This window comes from Paenibacillus sp. N22P23 (assembly GCF_059383735.1).
Map to the genome: position 1 here is coordinate 78,355 of NZ_JBXENT010000003.1, position 20,829 is coordinate 99,183.

The window sequence follows — 20,829 nt, forward strand, 5'->3', positions numbered from 1 at the left end:
TTCCTCCTGCTCTATTCGCTATTCATGCTCTTCGTTGACGAATCCGCCTTCATGCTTCGTAAACGATCGATAATCCTGCCTGATGAGCTCCCCGACAGGCTTACTCGTCTTGCGATCCATATGATAGATGCCGAAGGTATCAATCCAATTATTGTGGTTCACATACCAATCATACATAATCCAGTAGTCGATGCCAGCTAAGAATCCATCTTTATTTCTCGTCCCATCCGGCAAAATGACCGCTCGCTCCATTAACGCCTTCAACGTTTCCTTATAGGTCTCGATTTGGGTATCGCTCACGATGTTGTTCTCGCCGGACCAGTGTCCGTATTCGGTGTTCACGATTGGCTTATTCGGCCATAAGCGATGGGCATCCTCTAGGAACTGACGCGTTCCTTCGTAGTACGTGCTTCCATGGAAAATACCGAAATACATCGTCCAGCTCGCCACATCAAGCGGCTCCATCGATGGATCATGCGCGCCGGGCTGATCTGCCGCAGCGCTTTGCGTCGTCAAACGGCCGTCTGGGTAGCGTGTCTTCAGATCATGAACAAGTCGTTTGTTATAGACTGTCCGCAGCTCCACCTCTACCGATTCGTTCTGCGTGCTCCACATGAGCACGGAAGGACGATTGTATTGGGAGAATACCATTTCCCGCCACATTTGATCGCTCAGCCGTTTCTCTTCCTGCACCTCGAAATGCTCCCGTGTAAACTGCCACAGCGGAATTTCGCTTGCCGTGGCAAGCCCGAGCCGATCCAGCAGCATTCCCGTAAATACATGGTTTGGATAATGGGCGGTGCGCACGTAGTTGACATGCAACTCTTCGCGCATTTGTACCAGATCATCGCGAATCCGATCCCATGTCGCTGTCCTGCCAGTGTCCGGCCATTCCTCATGACGGGCAATACCGGCTAGAAAGATCGCGCGCGTGTTAAGCAGCATGTCCGTTCCTTCGGTCGTGATCGTCCGAATGCCGAATTGCGTATGGAAGCAATCCGTCTGCCCTTCGGTATTGGAAAGCGTGAATTCCCCTATATATAAATTAGGCTTCCAGAACGCCCACAGCTTCGCATCCTCCACGCACACGTCGAACACAACCGCTCTCGTCTCCCTCGCACGCAGCGCGAGCTGAGCAGATAGTTCGCCATTCCATGACGCCTGAGCGCCTTTGATTTGCGAGGCGTACGGGGAGCTGAGAAATGCCTCAGCGGTTTGATCCGCCTCAAACAACGAGCCTTGCAGCTTACAAGCAGCAGGCAGGTCTGAACGATTCTCCACGACCGCCGTCACGCGTATATTCCCCTCCACATCAAGAGGAACAACATCTACTCTCGCCAGATGGCACGCTGCACTGCCGCTCAAATATAAATCATGTATGACACCGGTATAGTTGAAAAAGTCCGTCCCAGCCGTAGCCGGAATAATATCGCTGCGGCTGCCCCAAGGCGGATTATCCACGCGAATGACGATGGTATTCTCTCCGCCATAGCGAACGTGCATGGAAAGATCGAGGGCGAAAGGCGTATAGCCGCCTTCATGATATCCGATCCATTTGCCGTTCACCCACACATCGGCAACGTAGCTTATGGACAGGGCATGCAGCGTAACCGCTTTGCCGGTCCATTCCGTTCCCAGCATGAACGAACGGCGATACCAGACACCATTCTCGTAGGTTTCGCTGGAGTTTGCCGCTTCAATGCCTTGGAGCTTATTCTCGGGAATAGGCAGCATGATCGTTTCCCATGCGGAATCATTGTAGCTGATTTCCGTACGGCCTCCCGCTTCCTCCCTTGCTTGAACGAACCAGCGCTCATCGCGTTCGGACATGGAGAAATCATGGTCAGCCTCGAAACGCTGCTTCTTCCATATGCCGCCCAAATCCAGCTTTAACCGCTCCTGTGGATCAAAGGAAGGAACGGGAATCCCGTTCTGGAACGGAACATGGACCCCATCTATCGGCTGCAAAGATAATGTCGTACGAATGCCGGTATAGGTGCAGATTGGATCTGTCATCGCAGGAAATCCCCCTAAGCTCGTTTAGATTGCAGGTCCATAATGACCGTCTTCCGGCTGATAAATACGAATATAGTCGACTTCCAGCGTCTGAGGAAATACGGTCGTCTCATCCGGATACCCCGGCCAATTGCCGCCAACAGCAAGGTTCAGCATCAAATAGAAAGGCTTGTTGAACGGAGCCGGATAAGGCTCGACTGCGGACGTTTCCGTCTCGCGCGTATACCATTCGCTGCTCTTATAGAACAACTGGCCATCGATGTACCAGCGCATCTGAGTTGGCGTCCAATCCACCGTAAATATATGGAAATCATCGGCGAAAATACCTTCTTCCAGCGTATAGCAATCCCCTTTATAGTAATGCGGGTTGCCCATATGAAGCGTGCCATGCACTTTGTTCGGCTCATGCCCGCACATCTCCATAAGGTCGATCTCGCCGGCACTTGGCCAGTCGCCATGAACTTGCAGGTCGGTAGACATCATCCAGAAAGCCGGCCAAATGCCTTGACCATACGGCAGCCTCGCGCGAATCTCAAAACGTCCATACGTCCAATCCACCTTGTTCCGCGTAACCAGCTTCGCAGAAGTATAAGGGCTACCCTCGTATTCCTCTTTGATCGCTTTAATAATAAGCTTAGAGTCCTCGATATAAGCGTTTCTGGCTTCTCTCGTATAATACTGCAGCTCATTATTCCCCCAGCCATGACCATCAATATCATAATCCCATCGCGTCAAATCAATCTCCGGCCCATCAAATTCCTCGTTCCAAACTAGCTTCCATCCGTTATCTGATACCTGTATTTTGTCAGTTGTCATTGTTGTACCTCCATTTTTTATTATGTGCGCGAAGCGTACATACACGCGAGCAAAGTCATACAGCGAGCGGCCCCCTGCTCTAAAAATCCGTGCGGGCAGCGCACGGGAGAGGTGTGGGGGCCAAAGCGGAGCAAGGCGGAGTCAGTGTGTAGAAGCGTCAGCGTTCGCCTTTGTCCTCGGAATTCATCTCCTACGGAGATTAATTCAAAGAATTCCGAGGACAACAGCGATCGAAACAATGATTCCGCACGCGCAGCGACCTAGCCCCCACTAGTCCTTACTCTCCCGTAATCCCCGTACGATCCACTCCCTCTACGAACCATCGCTGCAGCAAGAAGTACACAACCAACAGCGGCGCAATCGTCAACATCGTACCTGCCATCTTGATCGCCTCGTTCAGCTGACTTCCCGGCGTGCCCGGAGGGAACATCTTCGAGTAGCTGTCACTGAATCGCTGCAGCTCAAGCGGCAGAATCGTCAGCGAATTGCCGAAATACAAAGCCGCCAAATACGATTCATTCCAGTACCAGACGAACGAGAACAAGAAGACGATGATGAAGGCCGGACCGGCTGTCGGCACGGCGATGCGATAAAACATTTTAAAATAACCCGCGCCGTCGATCTGAGCCGCTTCTTCCAACACGGCAGGCAGCCGTTTGAAGAATTGATAGAAAATCATGATGAACAGCGCGCCCTTCAAGCCTTGACCCAGAAGTGCCGGGTAAATGAACGTTTGGAGCGTGCCCAGCAAGTGATAATCCTTGAACATCAAATAAGTCGGGATCATCGTCACCTGAGGCGGGATGATAAAGGTCGCGATCATGAGCACGAACCATAACCGCTTCAAGGGAAAGTCGAATCGCGCAAAGCCGTAGCCAATAACGGCTGACATGATCGTTTGTGCAACAGCAGGCACGCTCGCCACCAGAATCGTCTGCAGCAGTGATTTATTGAAGTCCAGTACTTGCAGCGCCTTGGTGTAGTTCTCGGTATACAGCTCGGTCGGTATCCATTTGACCATCGAGTTAACCAAATCATCCAAGCTCATAAAGCTGTTTACGAACATGTAAATCAGCGGATATAAATAAATAAAGCCGATTCCAATGAGAAGCAAATAGACGACCGCTTTAAAAACCAGTCCGTCATTCTCCCCTACGCCGAAAACGATCTTGCGGATACGGCTCAGCACGGCCTTTACGTTTGAATTCACCATACTGTCCCCTCCCTAACTCTTTCTCGTGCGCAGCAGTGCAGTCCAGATGCCGAGCACAATGGCGATAATGATGAAATAAATCCACGCGATCGCCGTTGCATAGCCAAATCCGGTTGAGGTATTGAACATGTTGTCTCGAATCATGGCGATAATCTCATTCAGTGCGAAGGTCGAGATATACACGATCGTATAAATGAAATTGACGACCACAAGCGGCATCAGCATCGGAAGCGTCAGCTTCCAGAACATCTCCCAGCGCGAAGCCCCGTCGATTCTTGCTGCTTCATAGAGCGCATGATCGACCTTTTGCAGACCGGCTAAGAAGATCAAGATTTGCACGCCCGAGAACCAAAGCACCATAATGATTTGTTTGAACAAGTACATAACCGGCCCGGCAACAGCGGGCGACAAGCTCTCCTTAACGAGCGCAAACATGCCGTATGATTCGATGTTCGGTATGGTCGTTACGCCTTGACTGAGCAGCTCGTTGATAACCGGGCCGCTCGTAATGATCACCGGCAAGAAGAATATCGTCCGGAATACCCCGCGGAAGTTAATCTTCTGATTGATCAGCATCGCGATGATCAGGGAGAAGGTCACGATAATCGGCACATTGAGTGCCATATCTCTTAAATAATGAAGTACCTTCTCGACGAACGTAGCGTCCGACACAAACGCGTATTTGTAGTTATCCCAGCCTACATAATCTGTCTTAATACCAAGCGGCGTCACTTTCACCTTCTGGAAGCTTAGATATAGCGAATAAATCATCGGCCGCAGCGCGAATAAGAAGAATCCGAGGATCCAAGGCGCGACGAATGCCGTACCCACTAATGCTTTTCTCCGTTTGTTCGTTAATCGAATGGCAGCCATTACAGATTCACCTCAATTACTTTAAAACCAAGCGCCGGCACGGAGCCGTTCTGGCTGTCATAGGATTGGTCGTTATAGTTCACGATAACGGCTTTCCCGTTTGAATAAGTAACCTGGACAACACCGTCCGTAAGCCATTCCCGTTTTTTCATGGTGGCGTATTGCACGGGTTTCAGCGCATCATTGACCATTCGGTATGTGCTCACGATATTCTCTTTCCAATCCGCGAACGACGACGCGTAGACGTCACTGGAATTGGTATGCATCAAGCGGAAAGACGGCTCGCCCGTTAAGTAATAGGAGGGGTACGAACCGGTTTCGATCATCTTAAGCACCTCTTTACGCGGATTGGCGAAGAAGTTGATCGGCTCGGCAAAATAGTTCCTGTATCCCTTCAGCACAATCTGCTCGAACGGCACTTCTTCGCTCGTATACGTATACTGCGAGGAGTGCATCGGAATATTGAGCAGCTCATCGGCATAACGGAGCATATAATCGTTTGGCCGGTACATCGCCATTGAAGTCATGGCCGGTTTGAGCATGTCCATGAGCTCGCCATAGGCGGCCGCCGTTTGGCTGCGGCTTGATACCGTACTGTCTACCCGCTCGGAGAACAACTCAAAAGGCGTAATATCCACTGCAACGGAGCCGATACCCTTATTGCTGTACTTGCCGAGATTATCGCTTACGACCTGCTGCGCATAGTCAGCCGACATGTAATACATCGAAGGGTATACTTCCTGATAAGTCGGAAGCGTAAGCAGCGACTTATCCAGTTTCCTTGCGGCTCCGGCACGTGCGGAGAAGTTCTTCGATTCTTTATAAGCGGTCGTGAAATCCGTATAGTAATAAAGCTTGCCGCCAAGATCATCAATGCGGCTCTTCAGTCCGGCAAAATCCGCTGCCGATCCGAGTGCCGATTCAAAGCTGACCGGAGCAGGATTAGTGCCCGATACTCCGCCTTTATTCCAGCCTTTATACACGACAGATGGTCGTTTGACTCCTTCTGAATGGAGCTGGTCCAGCATGGATTCAAGCTGCGCCGCCGTCGTCATCGGAATAATGCCATTAGAGAATAAGCCTTTCTCCGTTTCCGCTCCAAGGACGTCCAAATGAATCGGAATATCGAGTTCCCCCGCAGGCTGCGGCTCAGCCGGGAAAGCTTCCTGTTTAATTAGATAATTACGGTAATCGTTTGCCATTCCGATATAGCTCGCATCTTCTCCCTCCAGGAAGGAGTAGCGCAGCTGCATATCTTCCGGGTTGCGGTTCTTCTCGTAGACGACGATTCCGCCCATCGTGCGGCTTGTCGGCTGCAAATACGATTCGCGGATGAGAAACTGCGCAGTCGTCCAGTTATAAGGTGTGTTCACACCATTCGCGTAGCCGAGAATCTTGGCATTATAGCGGCCATTCTCTACAATCCCAAGCAGTGCATGCTTCCCTTCCCCGTGGACCATTCCGAATACCGGAAACTGAGCCGTATAAGGATCCTTCGCCCCGTCCTTGAGATTGTCCGTTACCCGCGCAATTTCTACCCCGTCATTCGCGCCGTATATTTTCGTTTCATATTGGGTTTTGAATTTACCTTTATTGTCCGCAAACTTGATTAACGCGCCTGACCCGTCCGGGATAAACATGTAGCCGTCGATATCTCCGCCTTTCGTTGCGCCGAGAAACGGATATAGAATCAACGAAGCAAGCTTGCTGTCCGCGCCTTCAATAATGCTCTTCTGCGGAACGTCGACGACAACTTGACTGCCTTCTAGCTTCACGACCAGGTCTAGGCCGATCTTCAGATCGTTGAAGCGAATCGTCGCCTGAAAGCCTTGATCGATCGGCTTCACTTGCACGCTCTTATTCGTCTGACTGGTCAAATCTGTGCGAATCGGGTTGTTGTCGGCTTTATTGAAATAATCAAAGGAAATCGCTGAATGAATGAAATTCAGCCACGTTTCGTTCGCATCCGGCTTGGCGATATCGGAAGCCCAGACGTAACCCGACTGTTTATTTACCACTTGAATGCCAAGCGTATCTTCCTTCAGCTTCAAGATCAGCCGCTCGTTCTCCGCTACCTGCCGATAGTCGGAAGACTGCGGACTTTGGGGGGCAGGCTTGTCTGGAAAAGCAGCTGCCAGCACTTCGGCCGAAGACGTATCCTCTTGTTCCTTCGAGGATCCGCCCATATACAGATGTGCAAAGAAGGCCACGCATGCGGCTATCAATGCGAATGACAGCAGTCGTTTGATCCATTTATAGTTCCGCACGCGTAATCATCTCCTGTATGACAGAGTAACCGAAGTCGTAAACCTGATGTAAAATGACGTACACGATAAAGACCACCAAACTGACGATAAGCATCGTGAACAACGTGATGAATAAATTGCGGAACGTTTCCCGAATCGTATAGTCATGCACTTCCTTCACCATGATGAAGAGAAGGATGGCACACCATGCCGTAATGATCGTATTCGCGAAGCTAAACAGAAACGAATCATTCAGCGTCAGCCAGTTGGATGCAATGACTACGAAAGGATGAAAGATCAGATAAGGCGCAAGGGAATAGATCGTCCCTTGATAGACCTCGGAGAACTTTCCCTCACCTTCGCTGATCGTGCTCACGAGATAGTTCGAAATCACCCACACGGCAAGCGGCACGATCATCATTGCCAGCTCTTTGGTCAGGTTAATGGAAGTGGAATCAACTTGATTAAAAATAAAGCCGGTATTATACAGCGTGAACACATATTCGATCAAGAGCAGCGCATAGAGCAGCGTTGCGGATAAATTCGATACTTTGCCTTCTTCCTTCATGCCATACAGACCGTCCATCGGTTTCTTGATGAATCGGAATAGGAAGAGAAGCTCTTGGATGATTCGGATGTTCAACATACGTTTGTTCATGCGGATTACCGCTCCGAATGCCCCTGTCTTGCGATGGATACGCTTTAGAATTGAACGCAGCAGCATAAGGCCAATGACGATTAAGATGACATTCAGCAGATGCTGCTGCAGCCAGCGGTTGCGAATCTCCCAGAAGGCGTTGGAATAACCGTCAACGTCGTTTGCTTTCTTGTATTCATCCATAGCGTCAGCGTATTGCTGCTGCTTAATATAAGCATCGCCGAGCCCTCTGTGCGCCAGGAAGAATAGGCTGTTTCGCTGATCTACTTCGTGCCAAGGCTGCTGGCTCTTCACATAGAAGCCTTCCTTGTACAGATCCAGCGCAGTATGGACAAGCTCTGCAAATTCGGTCGGCTCGTACATTTGGATGATATTTCGTTCTTTATCCGTAATGTAGATATGACCTCTGGAGTCAAGTGCGATGCCAGACCCGTTCAGCAGTAAGCCTCTGCGGGACTTGCCATCGTCAGGCGACCCGGATTGGAACAGCAAGTCGCCTTCAGAGCTGATTTCATAGAAATAGCCCTTCTGACTGACTAGGAAAATATTGCCGCTGGCGGAAACGAACATGTCCGTGTAGGTGGGGTCCCAGAATATCCCCGAAGGAAGCAGGTTATACCCGGAAATGTTCAGCCGTTTGATCGATTCGCTCGAATCCCCCTGCGTCACGGTGTAGACTAATCCTTTGCCTTCAATCGCGATATTGGTTGGCGTGTTCGGTACGCTCTTGAACAGCTTCTCCATCTGCTTCTCGGTGAAGAAGAACCGCTGCAGCCTCAGCTTCAATGTCGGCTGGGTTTGGTTGGTTCCGAAGAAGCCCACAAAATCGCCGGCCGGACTCATTTGAATGACCCCGTTGGTCGTACCCTCGCTAATGATATAGACGTTTCCCCGTTTATCTACGGTGACCTTCATCGGCTTGAACGGTGTGCTCTTTCCATACAAGGGTGAGTCGGGCCTAATGAACTTCTGCACCACTGAACCTTCGCTGTTAAACTTTAAGACTTGCTCCAAGCCGTTGTCCGCTACGAAGATTGCGCCATTGGTGTCCACGAATACACCTGTTGGCGACTGGAGCACGTCCGTGCCGATCGATCGGATCAGCTTGCCGTCTCGCGTTAGCTCGACGATTCGTTTGTTGCCCGTATCTGCGACATAGAGCACGTCCTTCTCGTCTATGTAAATATCCGATGGTCCCACGAAATCGGTATCTCCGGCTTTCTCGATCGCGCCTACCGGTTCATAAGCATCGGGTGTCCGGAACGCATCTTGCGAATATGTTTTATAGGTTGCTTCTGCATGTGCAAAGCCCGGAAATAGCGATAGGCAGATTGCAAATGCAGCCATAAGCATGGATATGGATAATAATCGCGTTCTCATGAGTGCCTCCCTGCCTACTTCAATCCGGAATGTGCCATGGTATTCATGACCTTGCTCTGCAAGAAAATAAAGATAATCAAGTTCGGCAGGAACATCAGCAGCGATGCGGCTGCGGACATCCCTTGTCCGGCAACCGTATTGCCATTCGTGCTGACCAGCGTGCTCATATAGAAGCCCACTGTTTTCAAGCTCTCGTCATTGACGTAGTACGATGATGTATCGATGTTATTCCAGACAGCCTGAAACGCTAGAATCGCTACAGTGGCCAAAGCAGGCATAATAACCGGAATGATGACTTTGCGGAATACGAGAAACTCGCCGGCTCCGTCCATTACCGCCGCTTCCTTCAATTCATCCGGCACCTGATCGATGAACTGCTTGAGCAGGAACAGACCGATCGGCATCGCCAGCAGCGGCAAAATATGAGCCAGATAAGTATCCATAATGCCGCTCTCATCCACGACCAGAAACCGCGGGATCTGTACGGCAATCGGCACAAACATGAGTGCAACCGTATTAATCTCAAACAAAGTCGCACGCAGTTTGAATTTCATTTTGGACAAGGTGTATGCCGCTAATGAACTGATGAATACCGATAGAAACATGACGCTTAACGTAACGAACAAGCTATTGAATACATACCGGCTAAACGGAATCCCCGAATCACCCGTAAATCCCGCAAGCTGCTGGAAGTTCGCAAGCGTTGGATGATGAACGAGAAACTGCGGCGGAAACGCGAACAGCTCATTGACCGGCTTGAATGCATGAAACACGATAAAGACAATCGGAAGCATCATCACCATCGCAAGCGGGATTAAGATGACATAAAATTTCAACTGACTAGGGTGGAATTTCGACGGATTTATTTTCGTGCCCTGATAAGACATGAAGCGTACCTCCTCAATGATTTCCTATGGAAAACGTCCTTCGTAAAGCCGCAAGACGAGCCAGGCTTACTCTTTCTCGCCAAACAGCTTCCAGGAAAACTTGGACAATCCATAGATGCCAACCAGCAAGATAACCGACAGCGCTGAGGCGTAGCCCATCTCGTAACGAATTAATCCGTAATCGGCAATGTGATTGACCATTACCTGCCCGGAGTTCTGCGGTGTCGGGTTACCGCCTGAGAGCTGCACCCCGAGATCGCCGGATTGAAAGGTTGTGACGACCGCCATAACGGCACCGAACAGCATTTGCGGTTTCATAGACGGAATCGTAATATGAATGATTTCTTGGAATCGATTCTTGATGCCGTCGATATAACCGGCTTCGTAGATCGATTGATCGATGTTCAGTACGCCGGCAAGCATCGCAAGGAAACCTACGCCCATGCTGCCCCATAGCGAGACGATAATCATGATCGACATTAAGTACTCCGGCGATTGCAGCCACTGAATCGGCATATTAATGAGCCCTATGCGCATTAAGAACGCATTCAAATATCCAGTCTGATCCCCACTGAAGAAGATCGACCAAACGACTGTCATTGCGACACCGATTGTCATCGACGGCGAATAAATGATCAACGCCAATATGGTCCGCGGCTTTGGCGAAATTTGCGCCAGCATCCAAGCGAGCAGAAACGAGATGACATAACCGCCCGGCCCTACGATAAGCGCGAATTTAATCGTATTGGGAAGGACGTTCTGCATAAAAACATCGTCCTGCGTAAAAATCGCCGTATAATTCTTGAAGCCGATCCACTTGGGCAGCTCGATCGTATTGAAGCTCGTAAACGACAGATAGATCGCTACTAAGACGGGAACGACGATAAACATGAAGAACATAAGAAGGTAAGGCGATAAATACCAATAGGCTTCGTATTTTTTTGGTTTCTTCATTTCTTTTCAACCCACTTATCTATCGTATTGATTGTCGGAACCGGGTTTGGTTTCACGAGTTTACCGTCTTTGTAGAACCCGAATTCCTCCATCTTCTTATCGATCTCGCGATTCGCCCGAATGACGGAATCATCGATAGCGGTACGCGGATTATCTCCGCTGAACACGACGCTGTTGTACACATTGCTGAGCTCCCGCTCTACCATATAAGCGCCCGGTACACGCGAAGCTTCGCGTACCCACTTGCTCTGTTCGAGAATGACCTTCTTATCTTCCTCCGGCCATGCGGACTGGGCGAAAGCATCCATGTTCGCGCTGTTCCACATAAACAGCGGCCCAAACGTCGTTTGCTGCAAGTTGGCATACTCCACCTGAACGCTCGTGGATACCCACCATTTCAGGAATGTCCACGCCTCATCCTCATGTTTGGAGCCTTTAAAGATCATGCCTGTTGCGCCGCCGGCAGGTGACCAGCGCTGCACGACACCGTCTTGGAGCATGCCGGGGTGAAGCGCGATCTTCCAGCTGTTCGCAATTTCCGGAGCAGCCGCTCTAAGCTGCAGATAGCTCGTCAAATCGGAGATCCCGATCGGCAGTGTTCCATTCCGGAAGTGCTGGTAGAAGCTCGGTACATCCTGCGGCAGGTTATAGATGGTAAACAGGTCGGTCATGAATTTAATGCCCTTCAGCGCCTGCTCGCTGTTGATCGCCGTCTTCGTTCCCTCGCTATTAAACAACTCACCATTCGCCTGATAGATGAACGGGGTCGTAGCATTCAATGGTTTAAAGCCTTTGTACTGGGCAAGCGGATCAAAGAAGTTCATGCCTAAGCGCTGCAATTCGGGCAGCATATTGACAACATCATCCCAAGTGTCCGGCACGGCAAGCTTCAAATTATCCAGAATATCCTTACGATAAAACATCACCCAGAAGTTCTGCGTCTCCGGAAGCGCATAGATTCCGTTCCCATAAGCAAGCGGAATCATCATGCCTTTGGAGAAAGGCTTCACGACTTGATCGAAATCATCGAATTTGCGTAAATCGACTGCCGCATTACGTACAGCGAGATCGTAAGGGATCCAGCTCTCTACACCTAGCGCCGCATCCGGCTGACTGCCCGTTGCGTTAGCCAGAACAAGCTTGTTCTGATCCGGCATGATCGAGAGCTTAACCGCTACTCCCGTCTCCGGCGTAAATTCCTCATCGATGAGCTTCTGCATCAATTCGACTTCAGGTCTTGAGCGATTGATCCACACGTTCAGCTCTGAGCTCGACTTTGCCGAGGCGGAATACGACTGTTTCGTAAACGAAAGGAAGAACCGTTTAATCGATTCTTTCAAGTGGGTAAAAAAGCCTGCGCTTGCCTTCGGCAGCTTCCCTTGCTGGTAGACGTAGAGCTTGTCCATCAGCATTGGAGACTGGGAAACTCGCTGCAGCAGATCGCCTAACAGCTGCGAAACGGAAGACCCGCCTTCCGAGAATAAAGGCATCCGGTTAGGCAGCTTATCCGGTGCTGTCGCAAGCGAACGAAGCTGCTTCGCCGCTGTCTTGAGGTTGACTAATTCGACGATTTCATCCGAATCAGGATTCAGCTTCTGAATCGTGCTGTACGCCTGATCAAGCTGATCTGCCCATGCGTTCAGCGTTTGATCCAGGTTCGGAATATACTCAGTCAAATTCCAATCCCGATAAGCATCCATGCGATTGCCGGTCAGTTTCTTGATCTCCAGCGACAGCCGGCTGATTTCTTTCATCTGGCTCTCGATATCTTCGATCAGCGGCCTAATCGGATCTAAGTCAACGGTCATCGTGAATAGATGCTTGCCTTTGGTCAAGTAGAACTCATAAGGTTTGCCGTCCGCTCCCAGAGTCTCGTTCTGCCATTTCTTGCTGTAGAGAAACGCACTATGCGCTGCCTCTTGGAAAGGGACTTTACCGTCTACTTTAATTTCACGAAAAACAGGCATGCCTTTCAAAGCGTCTTGCTTATATTTCATAGCAATCTTGTAGTAGCCATCCTGCGGGGCATCGATTTCCCATGAAGCGGCTTGTCCGCCGTCCATCCATGAGCCGCCAAACGCATTAAGCAGCCGCCTCTTCGTATCGTAAGGGGTCATACCCGGTTCAGTGACGGGAACTGCCCGCATCGAGGAGCTGTTCTTATACTTCGGGTTCTCCGCTTCAATGACAAGCGGTGTCTGCATGTCCTTGCTGTCGTCTGACTCGTCCCTCTGCTGTTTCGAATACGTCTCATAACTATCTATCTCAGAAGGGGAGTCTACTGTGATGTCGCCCAGCAGCAAATCTCCTCTTGTACTAGCAATGGTTATGGTATTTAAGCCTTTGTTCAATTTGTACTTAAGCGGTCTCATGTATAGGTAGCTCGCGTCCATCGCGTAGGTATGCTGCCATACTTTCACCTTCTCCGGACGGGGCAGCAATTCATTGCCGTAACGGTCGTACTTTTCTTTGAGCAGCTGGTTCTCCCACAGATTCGGGAAAAGAATTCTACGGCTTTCATAGAACGGATAGCTGTGATTGACCTGAATATAGCCTTCTGTCGACATAATGCCGTCATCGGTTACAAGATAGTCAAATCCAATTTGATAGAGCCCTTCTTGCTCGACTTCGACCTGGACGGTCACATGCGAGCCTTGCGATAGTCGTACAGTTTCGGATGGATAACCTTGGCTGCCCGACATTGCGACAACAAGGTCTTTGTTCTGGGGATCTGCACTGGGTTTCACGAGCTGATGAGCATGAGGAATGACAGGAACTTTCGACCATTCCTTCAGCATTTGGGAATAGGTTTTCTCAAGCTGCATCGCTTCAGAGGTCTCAGTCTTGGCCAGCGTAGATTGCTCATTGGCGGCAGCTTCGCCTTCAGCTGCAACCGGCAGCGGATGACAAGCTCCGATAAGAAGAGATGCGATGAGGGATGTTGAAAATAAAGTGCGCAACGGTTTTTTCATAGTTTCTTCCCTACCTATGCTTATTAATGCCATAAGTGTGAAAGAGGATATCTTTCACACTTATGGGCGATATTTGCTATGAAATTTATTGATTCTCGAGCATCTTCGCTCTTGCGCTTGCAACAAACTCGTTTACTTTATCCTCGAACTCTTTGGCTTTGTCAGCAACTTTATATTCGCCGGACATCAGCTTCTCCGTGAACTTGTTCTCGGTATCCCATGCCGCGAAATCGTTCCAGCCCGGAACAATCGGATAAGGAACCGCGTTCGCCATCAGCTTCATGACTTCTTTCTCGCCCGGCAATGTAAGGTTGGCTTCTAGCTTCGCCCATACCTCTGGTTGATCGGCTACCGGATACTTCGTAACCGGCTGTCCGGCAGCTTTCTCGATGTCGATACGTTTCAAGAAGCCTTCTTGACCCCATGTCATGAATTTAGCCAGCTCGTAAGCCGCTTCAGGATATTTGGTCGTAGAGGAAACGCCTACGAAGTCAACAATAGTCGGAATGCGCTGACCCGCTTTGCCGGCAGGCATCGGATAGAAATCAACATCGCCGGCGCCTCCTTTCTTCATCTCACCCGGGATCCAGCCCATGTTCCAAGAGAAATCGACTGCCATCGCAACATGTCCCTTTTGGAATGTCCACGAGCCTTCGTCGCCCCACAGCTTCTTCTTCTCTTCGCCTGTCATCACATCGTCGACTTTCGTGCGGCGAAGCTCTAACTTCAAATTGTAAGCGTCGATCCATTGCTGGTTCGTAAAGTGGAACTTCTCTCCGTCATACGTGTTCCAACCGATTTCATTGTCATTGTTCATCGGTACCCACTCTTGGAAAGCCAAATCGCCCCAAGGTCCGCCGATTCCGTAGTAGTGTTGATCCGGCTTCGAGAACTTCTTCGCCAAATCGATCATTTCGTCAAACGTCCAGTTATAAGTAGGCAATGGAACATTGTTTTTCTCAAACAGCGTCTTATTCACGAATACGCCTTCTGCAAATTGGAAGTTTGCCATCGCATAACGTTTACCGTTAAATACCGCCATTTCGGCAAGGTTCTTATACACTTGTTTGGATTCCTCGTCTTTATCCCAGTAAGGGCTCAGATCGAGCAGCCAATCGCTTGTAATCGCTAGTGGAATATCTTTCATCCCGAAAACGTCAGGCATCGTGCCGGCTGCAGCTGCAGCTGTCAGTGTAGGCTCAGGCGGGAATGTGATGCTCTTGTCATGCTCGACCGTAATGTTCGGATACTTCTCCATAAAGGCCTTCATCATGTCGTCTTCGATCTTGCTGTCGCCGCCATCAGCGTATTTCAGCGTAAACGTCTCCGTCATCCATGCCGGCTTTTCTTCCGGTGCGTTCGTTGCTTCGGTTGCCGTTTCATTGGCCGGTTCCGTGCTCGCTGTATTATCAGCGGCATTCTCGGTCGAATTGTTCTTGCCTGAGCATCCTGCTAGCATGGACGATACAACTGCGAGAATCATAAACACAGTGACAAACTTGCCGGATTTCATTGAGAATCCCCCACTTCGATTTATGTTGATACACACATAAAGTGTGATGTATCCGATAGTAACGGAAGGCTGCTCGCCTTCAGAAATATTGGAATCGATTTCATAAATTAATCCATTAGAAACGATTCAATAGGACTTAATACTCATCCCATTAGTGAAATCGATTTCAATTTCACTGGAATAGAAACGCATGATCACGCTCTATTAAACTCCGATGATTGACGTATGATCAATTGAGACTCCACGATCGACACGCGCGGCAAGTCAAACATGCCGTTCATACTGCGGATCAGTTTATCCGCAATTAAAGAACCCATGTCGTTCTTCGGTTGGTTAATCGTACTTAAGGAAGGGGTCAAATACTTGGATACCCTGTCGTTATCGACGCCGATAATCGCCAGTTCGCTTGGGATGCTGATCCCTGTTTCGTTGCAGTATTCGTACACGCCGAGTGCCATTTCATCATTAGCCGAGAAGATGGCCGTAAATGCCGCACCTTTCTCCCTCAGCCGTTTCATCGCCGCATAGCCGCCGGTTTCATTGAAGTTGCCGTTCTCGACAAGCTCCGGGTGAAACGAGATACCGTGTGCGCCTAATGCTTTAATATAACCTTCCAGGCGATCATAGCTGTCCTTGGCATTGGCATACCCGCTTAGGAAAACGATATCGCGATGCCCTTGTGCAATCAGATGCTCAACTGCTTCTTTAGCCGCTTTCACATTGTCCGTATGTACGCTAAAGACGTTCTCATGATCCATGCTGCGACCGACAAGGCCAACCATATAGCCTCTCTCCGCGACGTTCAGTACTTCCTTCTCCGGCAGAAGCGAGGCGACCAGAATCAGACAATCGACACTCCGATCCGTGAGCAGCCGCAGATATTCACGCTCAATCTCCATATCGTTCTGAGTATCACAGATTACGACTTTATACTTCTGGGAATAAGCCTTATTCTGAATGCCCTTCACGATATCCGCATTGTAGGAAACCTTGATGTCCGACACGATAACGCCGATGGTCATCGTTTTCTGCTGCCTTAAATTCTTGGCGGCAGCATGCGGCACATATTTCAGGTCCTCAATGACTTTGAGAACCGCATCTCTCGTTTTCGGTTTCACGATCGGATTGTTGTTGAGCACCCGGGAAACCGTCGCCTGAGAAACGTTAGCGATTTTTGCGACATCTACAATCTTAATGTCCATTTTGCATTCGCCTTTTCTCTAAGTTTAGGACACCTGGTCAGCAACTGGTAAATCCAGTCTTGTATACGCTTTCTTTGGTGCCACCGTTTTAAGATACCATCCTTTGAAATCGATTTCAATAATTTATTTTAAAAGACTGGAGCGGAAACCTATACTCAGGCCTCCACTCCAGTTACGCTGCTATTTAGTTCTCATCCTTGAACTTCTCGTTCACTTGATCGATCGCAGCTTGCAAGCCAAGACCCATCTGCTCATCGGCAAATTTCTTAAGCGCTGCTTTAATATCCTCATCGCCCATAACAAGCTTGGTTACCAGACCATCAATATCTCCGCCGCCTGTGCTAAGCGAGCTTGCAAACGAATTGACAACCCAGTTCACAGGAGCTTTCTCACCGGTTTTCAGCGCCTCTGCCTCAACGCCATCCAAGTACTGTTGTACTTGCTCTGTCTCCGACGGACCATAACCTTCAATGTAACGCACGCCGTCACCCCAGATGGACAGACCGTTGAACACGGTTGAAGACGGGTACTTCTTCGCTAGATCAAAGCCTTCTTCACCTGAATGTTTATTGGTGATTTTATCGCCGTTTGGCTCCCAGTCAACGCCTTCAAGTCCGTAGAACACGGTCTTCTGGCCTTCTGGGGACGCAAGCCAGTCCAGCAGGGCGAGAATGCGTTCTTGCTTCTCGTCACTAACTTCACCGTTAAAGAGTGTGCCAGACCAGTAGTCAAAATAGCCGTACAAGTAGTTTTTGCCGTCCGCTGCCGGAATGTTTGGCAAGATTTTCACGTGATCGATAATTTTCAAGCCCGGATTTGCTGCTGTCCAGCCCGGAATCATACCTGTCATCGTTTTCACCGTTGTTACGATTGCAGCTGCCTTACCTTGATTAAACTTGCCGTCTGCATCCATGTTCGGAACCGCGAAATCCTTATCCATCAGACCGGATTTGAACAGATCTCTCTCGCGTTCAACCACTTCGGCATAGCCATCCGTCATCCAACCCGGAATCCATTGGCCGTCTACCTTCTGCCACCAGCCGCCGCCCGGAGCAACGTTGTGGAATACGCTGTCATGCGTCCAGCCGATATTGTTAGTCGTAAGTCCGATTACGCCTTTCTTATCAGCCAACGTTTTCAACACATTCTTCAGCTCATCGTAGGTCGTTGGATCCTTCAGACCCAGCTCTTCCATCCAATCCTTACGAATCAGAATACCGCGGTCGTTCGGAAGCTCATTGCGGTTAGCGAGCATCCTTGGCACGAAGTAACTCTTGCCGTCGGCAGCATTCGCACCTTGAACATCCGGAAGATCGATATACTTCTTCAAATTCGGGAATCTGCTCATATCATCAGGCAGCGCCTTTATGATGCCTTGGTCAACCCATTGATTGAACAAGTCACCGCTTGTCGCATCGGAGAAGAATGCATCAGGCAGTTGACCGGAAGCGGCCCACAGCTTCGTTCTGTCCGAGTAATCGCTCCAAGATTCGTTTACCGGTTTGATTGTAATATTGAATTTATCTTGAATCATCTTGAGCATATCATCTTGTTGGCCATCTTTAATCGCGGAAGCAATGTCAAAATACGCGATGGACACTTCCAGATGTTCTTTGTACAGATCAGCTTCAGCAGCGTTGCCATTCCCCGTTGCCGCAGCATTGTTCGTAGCATTATTCGTAGCAGCTGTATTGCCCGAATTGTTCGCTGTATCATTATTCGACCCACAGCCTGTCAGCAATCCGGTTGCAAGCAGCGCTGCGCTAAGACCTACGGTAAGAGTTTTCTTGTTCTTCATATCTCTTGTTCCCCCTCAAGTAATGTATCTTTCAAGGCCCCGTTACTGGTAATCAGCTACAAAGGAATTATCCTTTGATCGAACCGATCATCACCCCTTTCGTGAAATACTTTTGCAGGAAGGGATAGACGGCCATAATCGGTAAGCTTGTTACCATGATCGCAGCCATTTTGAGCGAATCCTGCGGAATTTTCACTTTCGATTGGTCGATAACCGATACGCCGTTATTCATGCTTAATATTTGAGAAATACTAGTCAACATGTTGCGCAGCATAAGCTGCATCGGATATTTATCCGCGTCGGTCAAGAACAGCATCGGCGTATACCAGTCATTCCAGCGATCCACCGCATAGAAGAGCGAGATGGAAGCAATGACCGGCATCGAGGTCGGAATGACAATGCGCATCAGGATCGCGAAATCCCCTGCCCCGTCGATCTTGGCCGACTCCTCCAGACTCGCCGGAAAATCCCGGAAGAAGGAGAGCATGATCCAGATGTAGAACGTATTGAGCGCCGATGGGAGAATCATGACCCAATAGCTGTTCTGTAAGCCAACGCCCTTAATCGTCAAGTAGTACGGAATAAGGCCGCCTCCGAAGAACATGGTGAAGATGATAAAGCCCATGATATATTTCCAGCCCGGCATCCCTCTCTTGCTGAGCGCATAAGCGGCAACCGTCGTTAGAAACAAGCTGATGAACGTACCTAGGATTGTAACAGACATCGAGACCGCGAAAGCTCTGCCGACGCCGTACTTAATAATCTGCTCGTACCCCTCAAGTGTAAAAGTCGTCGGCCAAATCAATCCTGTTGGCGTTCCGAATGAGCTGATTAATACGGTGTAGAACGGAAATATGGCCGCTACTGCTGCGATGATAAACATGGCATGCAGCAGGATATCTGCTTTGCTCTTTCCCCTATTTGCCAAACGATGCTCTTCTTGACCGCCGACATTCTGATTTACAACTGTAGTTTCTGCCATTACATCAGCCCCTCCTGACCCATACGTTTCACGAAATAATTAGCAATCAGCAAGAGGGCCAGACTAATAACCGACTTAAACAGTCCAACTGCCGTAATAATACCGAATCCAAGATTGACTTTGCCTGAGAACGATAAGCGGTACATAAACGTATCGAGAATATCCGCAACATCGTAAACACCGGGACTGTACAGGTTGAAAATTTGGTCAAAGCCGCCGTTCATGATGCCGCTGACTGCCAGAATAAGCATCATTGCAGCAACGCCGTTAATCGATGGCCATGTAATGTGAAGCATTTGCTTCCATCTGTTTGCGCCATCCATATAAGCAGCCTCATACAGCTCAGGACTAATCCCCGCAATAGCGGCGAGATAGATAATGGCTCCCCAGCCGGCTTCTTTCCATATATTCGTCGAATACAGCAAACCTCTAAACGTATCAGGATCAGATAGCAAACTGACATTCTCAAGGCCAATATGCGAAAGCACCAGATGAACTGCGCCTGTGTTACCAAGGATGTTCACGAGAATACCGCCAAGCACGACCCAGGATAGGAAATGGGGAAACGTGAATACGGTCTGGTACAGCTTCTTCAGCTTGGAGCCTGCGACTTCGTTAAGCAGTAAGGCTACGATAATGGCCATCGGAAACTCGATGATGAGCCTGCCGATACTGATGACAATCGTATTCTGGAACGCCGTCCAGAAATCGGAATACTTGAAGATGTATCGGAAGTTGTCCAGTCCAACCCACGGACTGCCCAAAATACCTTTGTTGTACATGAATTTCTTGAAGGAGAGCGTGACGCCATACATCGGGATGTACGCGAATATCGCGTAGTAAACGACAATCGGCACCAAAAACAAATAAAACATTTTATACTGCAAGATCCGCTTCCAAAGCACAGTACCGTTCAAATGAACCATCTCCAATTGTATATATGTCGAATTCCCTGCTGATCTGTTTGGTATAGAACTATATTAACTACTTTTGAAAGCGCTTCCCATGTACAAAACATAGCAGCTTTTGTCCTTATAATCGGACATTTAATGCGAAGCTTGTCCTTTTATCTAATAAAAAGACAAGAATACATAATAATTGTCTATTTTCGCAAAAAAAGACGGCTGTATGCCGTCAATCCGAATAATCGGCCCAGTATTCGGAAGCGAGGGATGCTCTAACGAACCGTACGGCGCTTATTTGCCCATTAATAGCTCCGATAATTTTCTAACGAACCGTACAGGCTCTATTTGACGGTTTTGGCTTAGTTCGGAGCCGATGATCTCCCAATAAGGCCTCTACGGTTCGTTAGAATCTCG

The 20,829-nt window shown here is 49.3% G+C and carries 14 protein-coding genes; all 14 read right to left on the minus strand.

Annotated features, from left to right (window positions below):
• Positions 1–18: 18 nt before the first annotated feature.
• Positions 19–2,016 (minus strand): glycoside hydrolase family 2 protein, encoded by a 1,998-nt coding sequence (locus AC506A_RS15845; RefSeq protein ID WP_495461983.1) that lies wholly within the window; start codon positions 2,014–2,016, stop codon positions 19–21.
• A 24-nt stretch (positions 2,017–2,040) separates the two neighbouring features.
• On the minus strand, positions 2,041–2,832 hold the full coding sequence (locus tag AC506A_RS15850) for a glycoside hydrolase family 16 protein (RefSeq protein ID WP_495461984.1): 792 nt from the start codon (positions 2,830–2,832) through the stop codon (positions 2,041–2,043).
• Between the two features lie 277 nt (positions 2,833–3,109).
• Entirely contained in the window at positions 3,110–4,045 is a 936-nt protein-coding gene (locus tag AC506A_RS15855; RefSeq protein ID WP_495461985.1) for a carbohydrate ABC transporter permease, read from the minus strand.
• Between the two features lie 12 nt (positions 4,046–4,057).
• Positions 4,058–4,918 (minus strand): carbohydrate ABC transporter permease, encoded by an 861-nt coding sequence (locus AC506A_RS15860; protein WP_495461986.1) that lies wholly within the window; start codon positions 4,916–4,918, stop codon positions 4,058–4,060.
• A complete protein-coding gene (locus AC506A_RS15865; protein ID WP_495461987.1) occupies positions 4,918–7,185 on the minus strand; it encodes a DUF5696 domain-containing protein in 2,268 nt (755 codons plus the stop codon). Before AC506A_RS15865 ends, AC506A_RS15860 begins: the two co-directional genes overlap by 1 nt.
• Positions 7,172–9,202 carry a YIP1 family protein gene (locus AC506A_RS15870; RefSeq protein WP_495461988.1) on the minus strand — a complete coding sequence of 677 codons (2,031 nt, stop codon included), beginning with the start codon at positions 9,200–9,202 and terminating at the stop codon, positions 7,172–7,174. The genes AC506A_RS15865 and AC506A_RS15870 overlap by 14 nt, the downstream gene beginning before the upstream one ends.
• 14 nt (positions 9,203–9,216) lie before the next feature.
• Complete coding sequence (locus AC506A_RS15875) at positions 9,217–10,089, minus strand: carbohydrate ABC transporter permease (RefSeq protein WP_495461989.1); 873 nt, start codon at positions 10,087–10,089, stop codon at positions 9,217–9,219.
• A gap of 66 nt (positions 10,090–10,155) precedes the next feature.
• Positions 10,156–11,043 carry a carbohydrate ABC transporter permease gene (locus tag AC506A_RS15880; RefSeq protein ID WP_495461990.1) on the minus strand — a complete coding sequence of 296 codons (888 nt, stop codon included), beginning with the start codon at positions 11,041–11,043 and terminating at the stop codon, positions 10,156–10,158.
• A complete protein-coding gene (locus AC506A_RS15885) occupies positions 11,040–14,015 on the minus strand; it encodes an extracellular solute-binding protein (RefSeq protein WP_495461991.1) in 2,976 nt (991 codons plus the stop codon). The genes AC506A_RS15880 and AC506A_RS15885 overlap by 4 nt, the downstream gene beginning before the upstream one ends.
• A gap of 85 nt (positions 14,016–14,100) precedes the next feature.
• Positions 14,101–15,528: an ABC transporter substrate-binding protein gene (locus tag AC506A_RS15890; RefSeq protein ID WP_495461992.1), complete on the minus strand. Its 1,428-nt coding sequence runs from the start codon at positions 15,526–15,528 to the stop codon at positions 14,101–14,103.
• A gap of 194 nt (positions 15,529–15,722) precedes the next feature.
• Entirely contained in the window at positions 15,723–16,730 is a 1,008-nt protein-coding gene (locus AC506A_RS15895) for a LacI family DNA-binding transcriptional regulator (protein WP_495461993.1), read from the minus strand.
• 184 nt (positions 16,731–16,914) lie between these two features.
• Positions 16,915–18,528: an extracellular solute-binding protein gene (locus AC506A_RS15900; RefSeq protein ID WP_495461994.1), complete on the minus strand. Its 1,614-nt coding sequence runs from the start codon at positions 18,526–18,528 to the stop codon at positions 16,915–16,917.
• Between the two features lie 67 nt (positions 18,529–18,595).
• A complete protein-coding gene (locus AC506A_RS15905; RefSeq protein WP_495461995.1) occupies positions 18,596–19,510 on the minus strand; it encodes a carbohydrate ABC transporter permease in 915 nt (304 codons plus the stop codon).
• The gene (locus tag AC506A_RS15910; protein ID WP_495461996.1) at positions 19,510–20,427 is read right to left on the minus strand and encodes an ABC transporter permease; all 918 of its coding nucleotides are present in this window, start codon (positions 20,425–20,427) and stop codon (positions 19,510–19,512) included. Before AC506A_RS15910 ends, AC506A_RS15905 begins: the two co-directional genes overlap by 1 nt.
• Positions 20,428–20,829 lie beyond the last annotated feature (402 nt).

Coding starts and splice junctions, on each gene's coding strand:
- AC506A_RS15845 (WP_495461983.1), bottom strand. CDS start 2,016: ATGACAGATCCAATCTGCACCTATACCGGCATTCGTACGACATTATCT.
- AC506A_RS15850 (WP_495461984.1), bottom strand. CDS start 2,832: ATGACAACTGACAAAATACAGGTATCAGATAACGGATGGAAGCTAGTT.
- AC506A_RS15855 (WP_495461985.1), bottom strand. CDS start 4,045: ATGGTGAATTCAAACGTAAAGGCCGTGCTGAGCCGTATCCGCAAGATC.
- AC506A_RS15860 (WP_495461986.1), bottom strand. CDS start 4,918: ATGGCTGCCATTCGATTAACGAACAAACGGAGAAAAGCATTAGTGGGT.
- AC506A_RS15870 (WP_495461988.1), bottom strand. CDS start 9,202: ATGAGAACGCGATTATTATCCATATCCATGCTTATGGCTGCATTTGCA.
- AC506A_RS15875 (WP_495461989.1), bottom strand. CDS start 10,089: ATGTCTTATCAGGGCACGAAAATAAATCCGTCGAAATTCCACCCTAGT.
- AC506A_RS15880 (WP_495461990.1), bottom strand. CDS start 11,043: ATGAAGAAACCAAAAAAATACGAAGCCTATTGGTATTTATCGCCTTAC.
- AC506A_RS15885 (WP_495461991.1), bottom strand. CDS start 14,015: ATGAAAAAACCGTTGCGCACTTTATTTTCAACATCCCTCATCGCATCT.
- AC506A_RS15890 (WP_495461992.1), bottom strand. CDS start 15,528: ATGAAATCCGGCAAGTTTGTCACTGTGTTTATGATTCTCGCAGTTGTA.
- AC506A_RS15895 (WP_495461993.1), bottom strand. CDS start 16,730: ATGGACATTAAGATTGTAGATGTCGCAAAAATCGCTAACGTTTCTCAG.
- AC506A_RS15900 (WP_495461994.1), bottom strand. CDS start 18,528: ATGAAGAACAAGAAAACTCTTACCGTAGGTCTTAGCGCAGCGCTGCTT.
- AC506A_RS15905 (WP_495461995.1), bottom strand. CDS start 19,510: ATGGCAGAAACTACAGTTGTAAATCAGAATGTCGGCGGTCAAGAAGAG.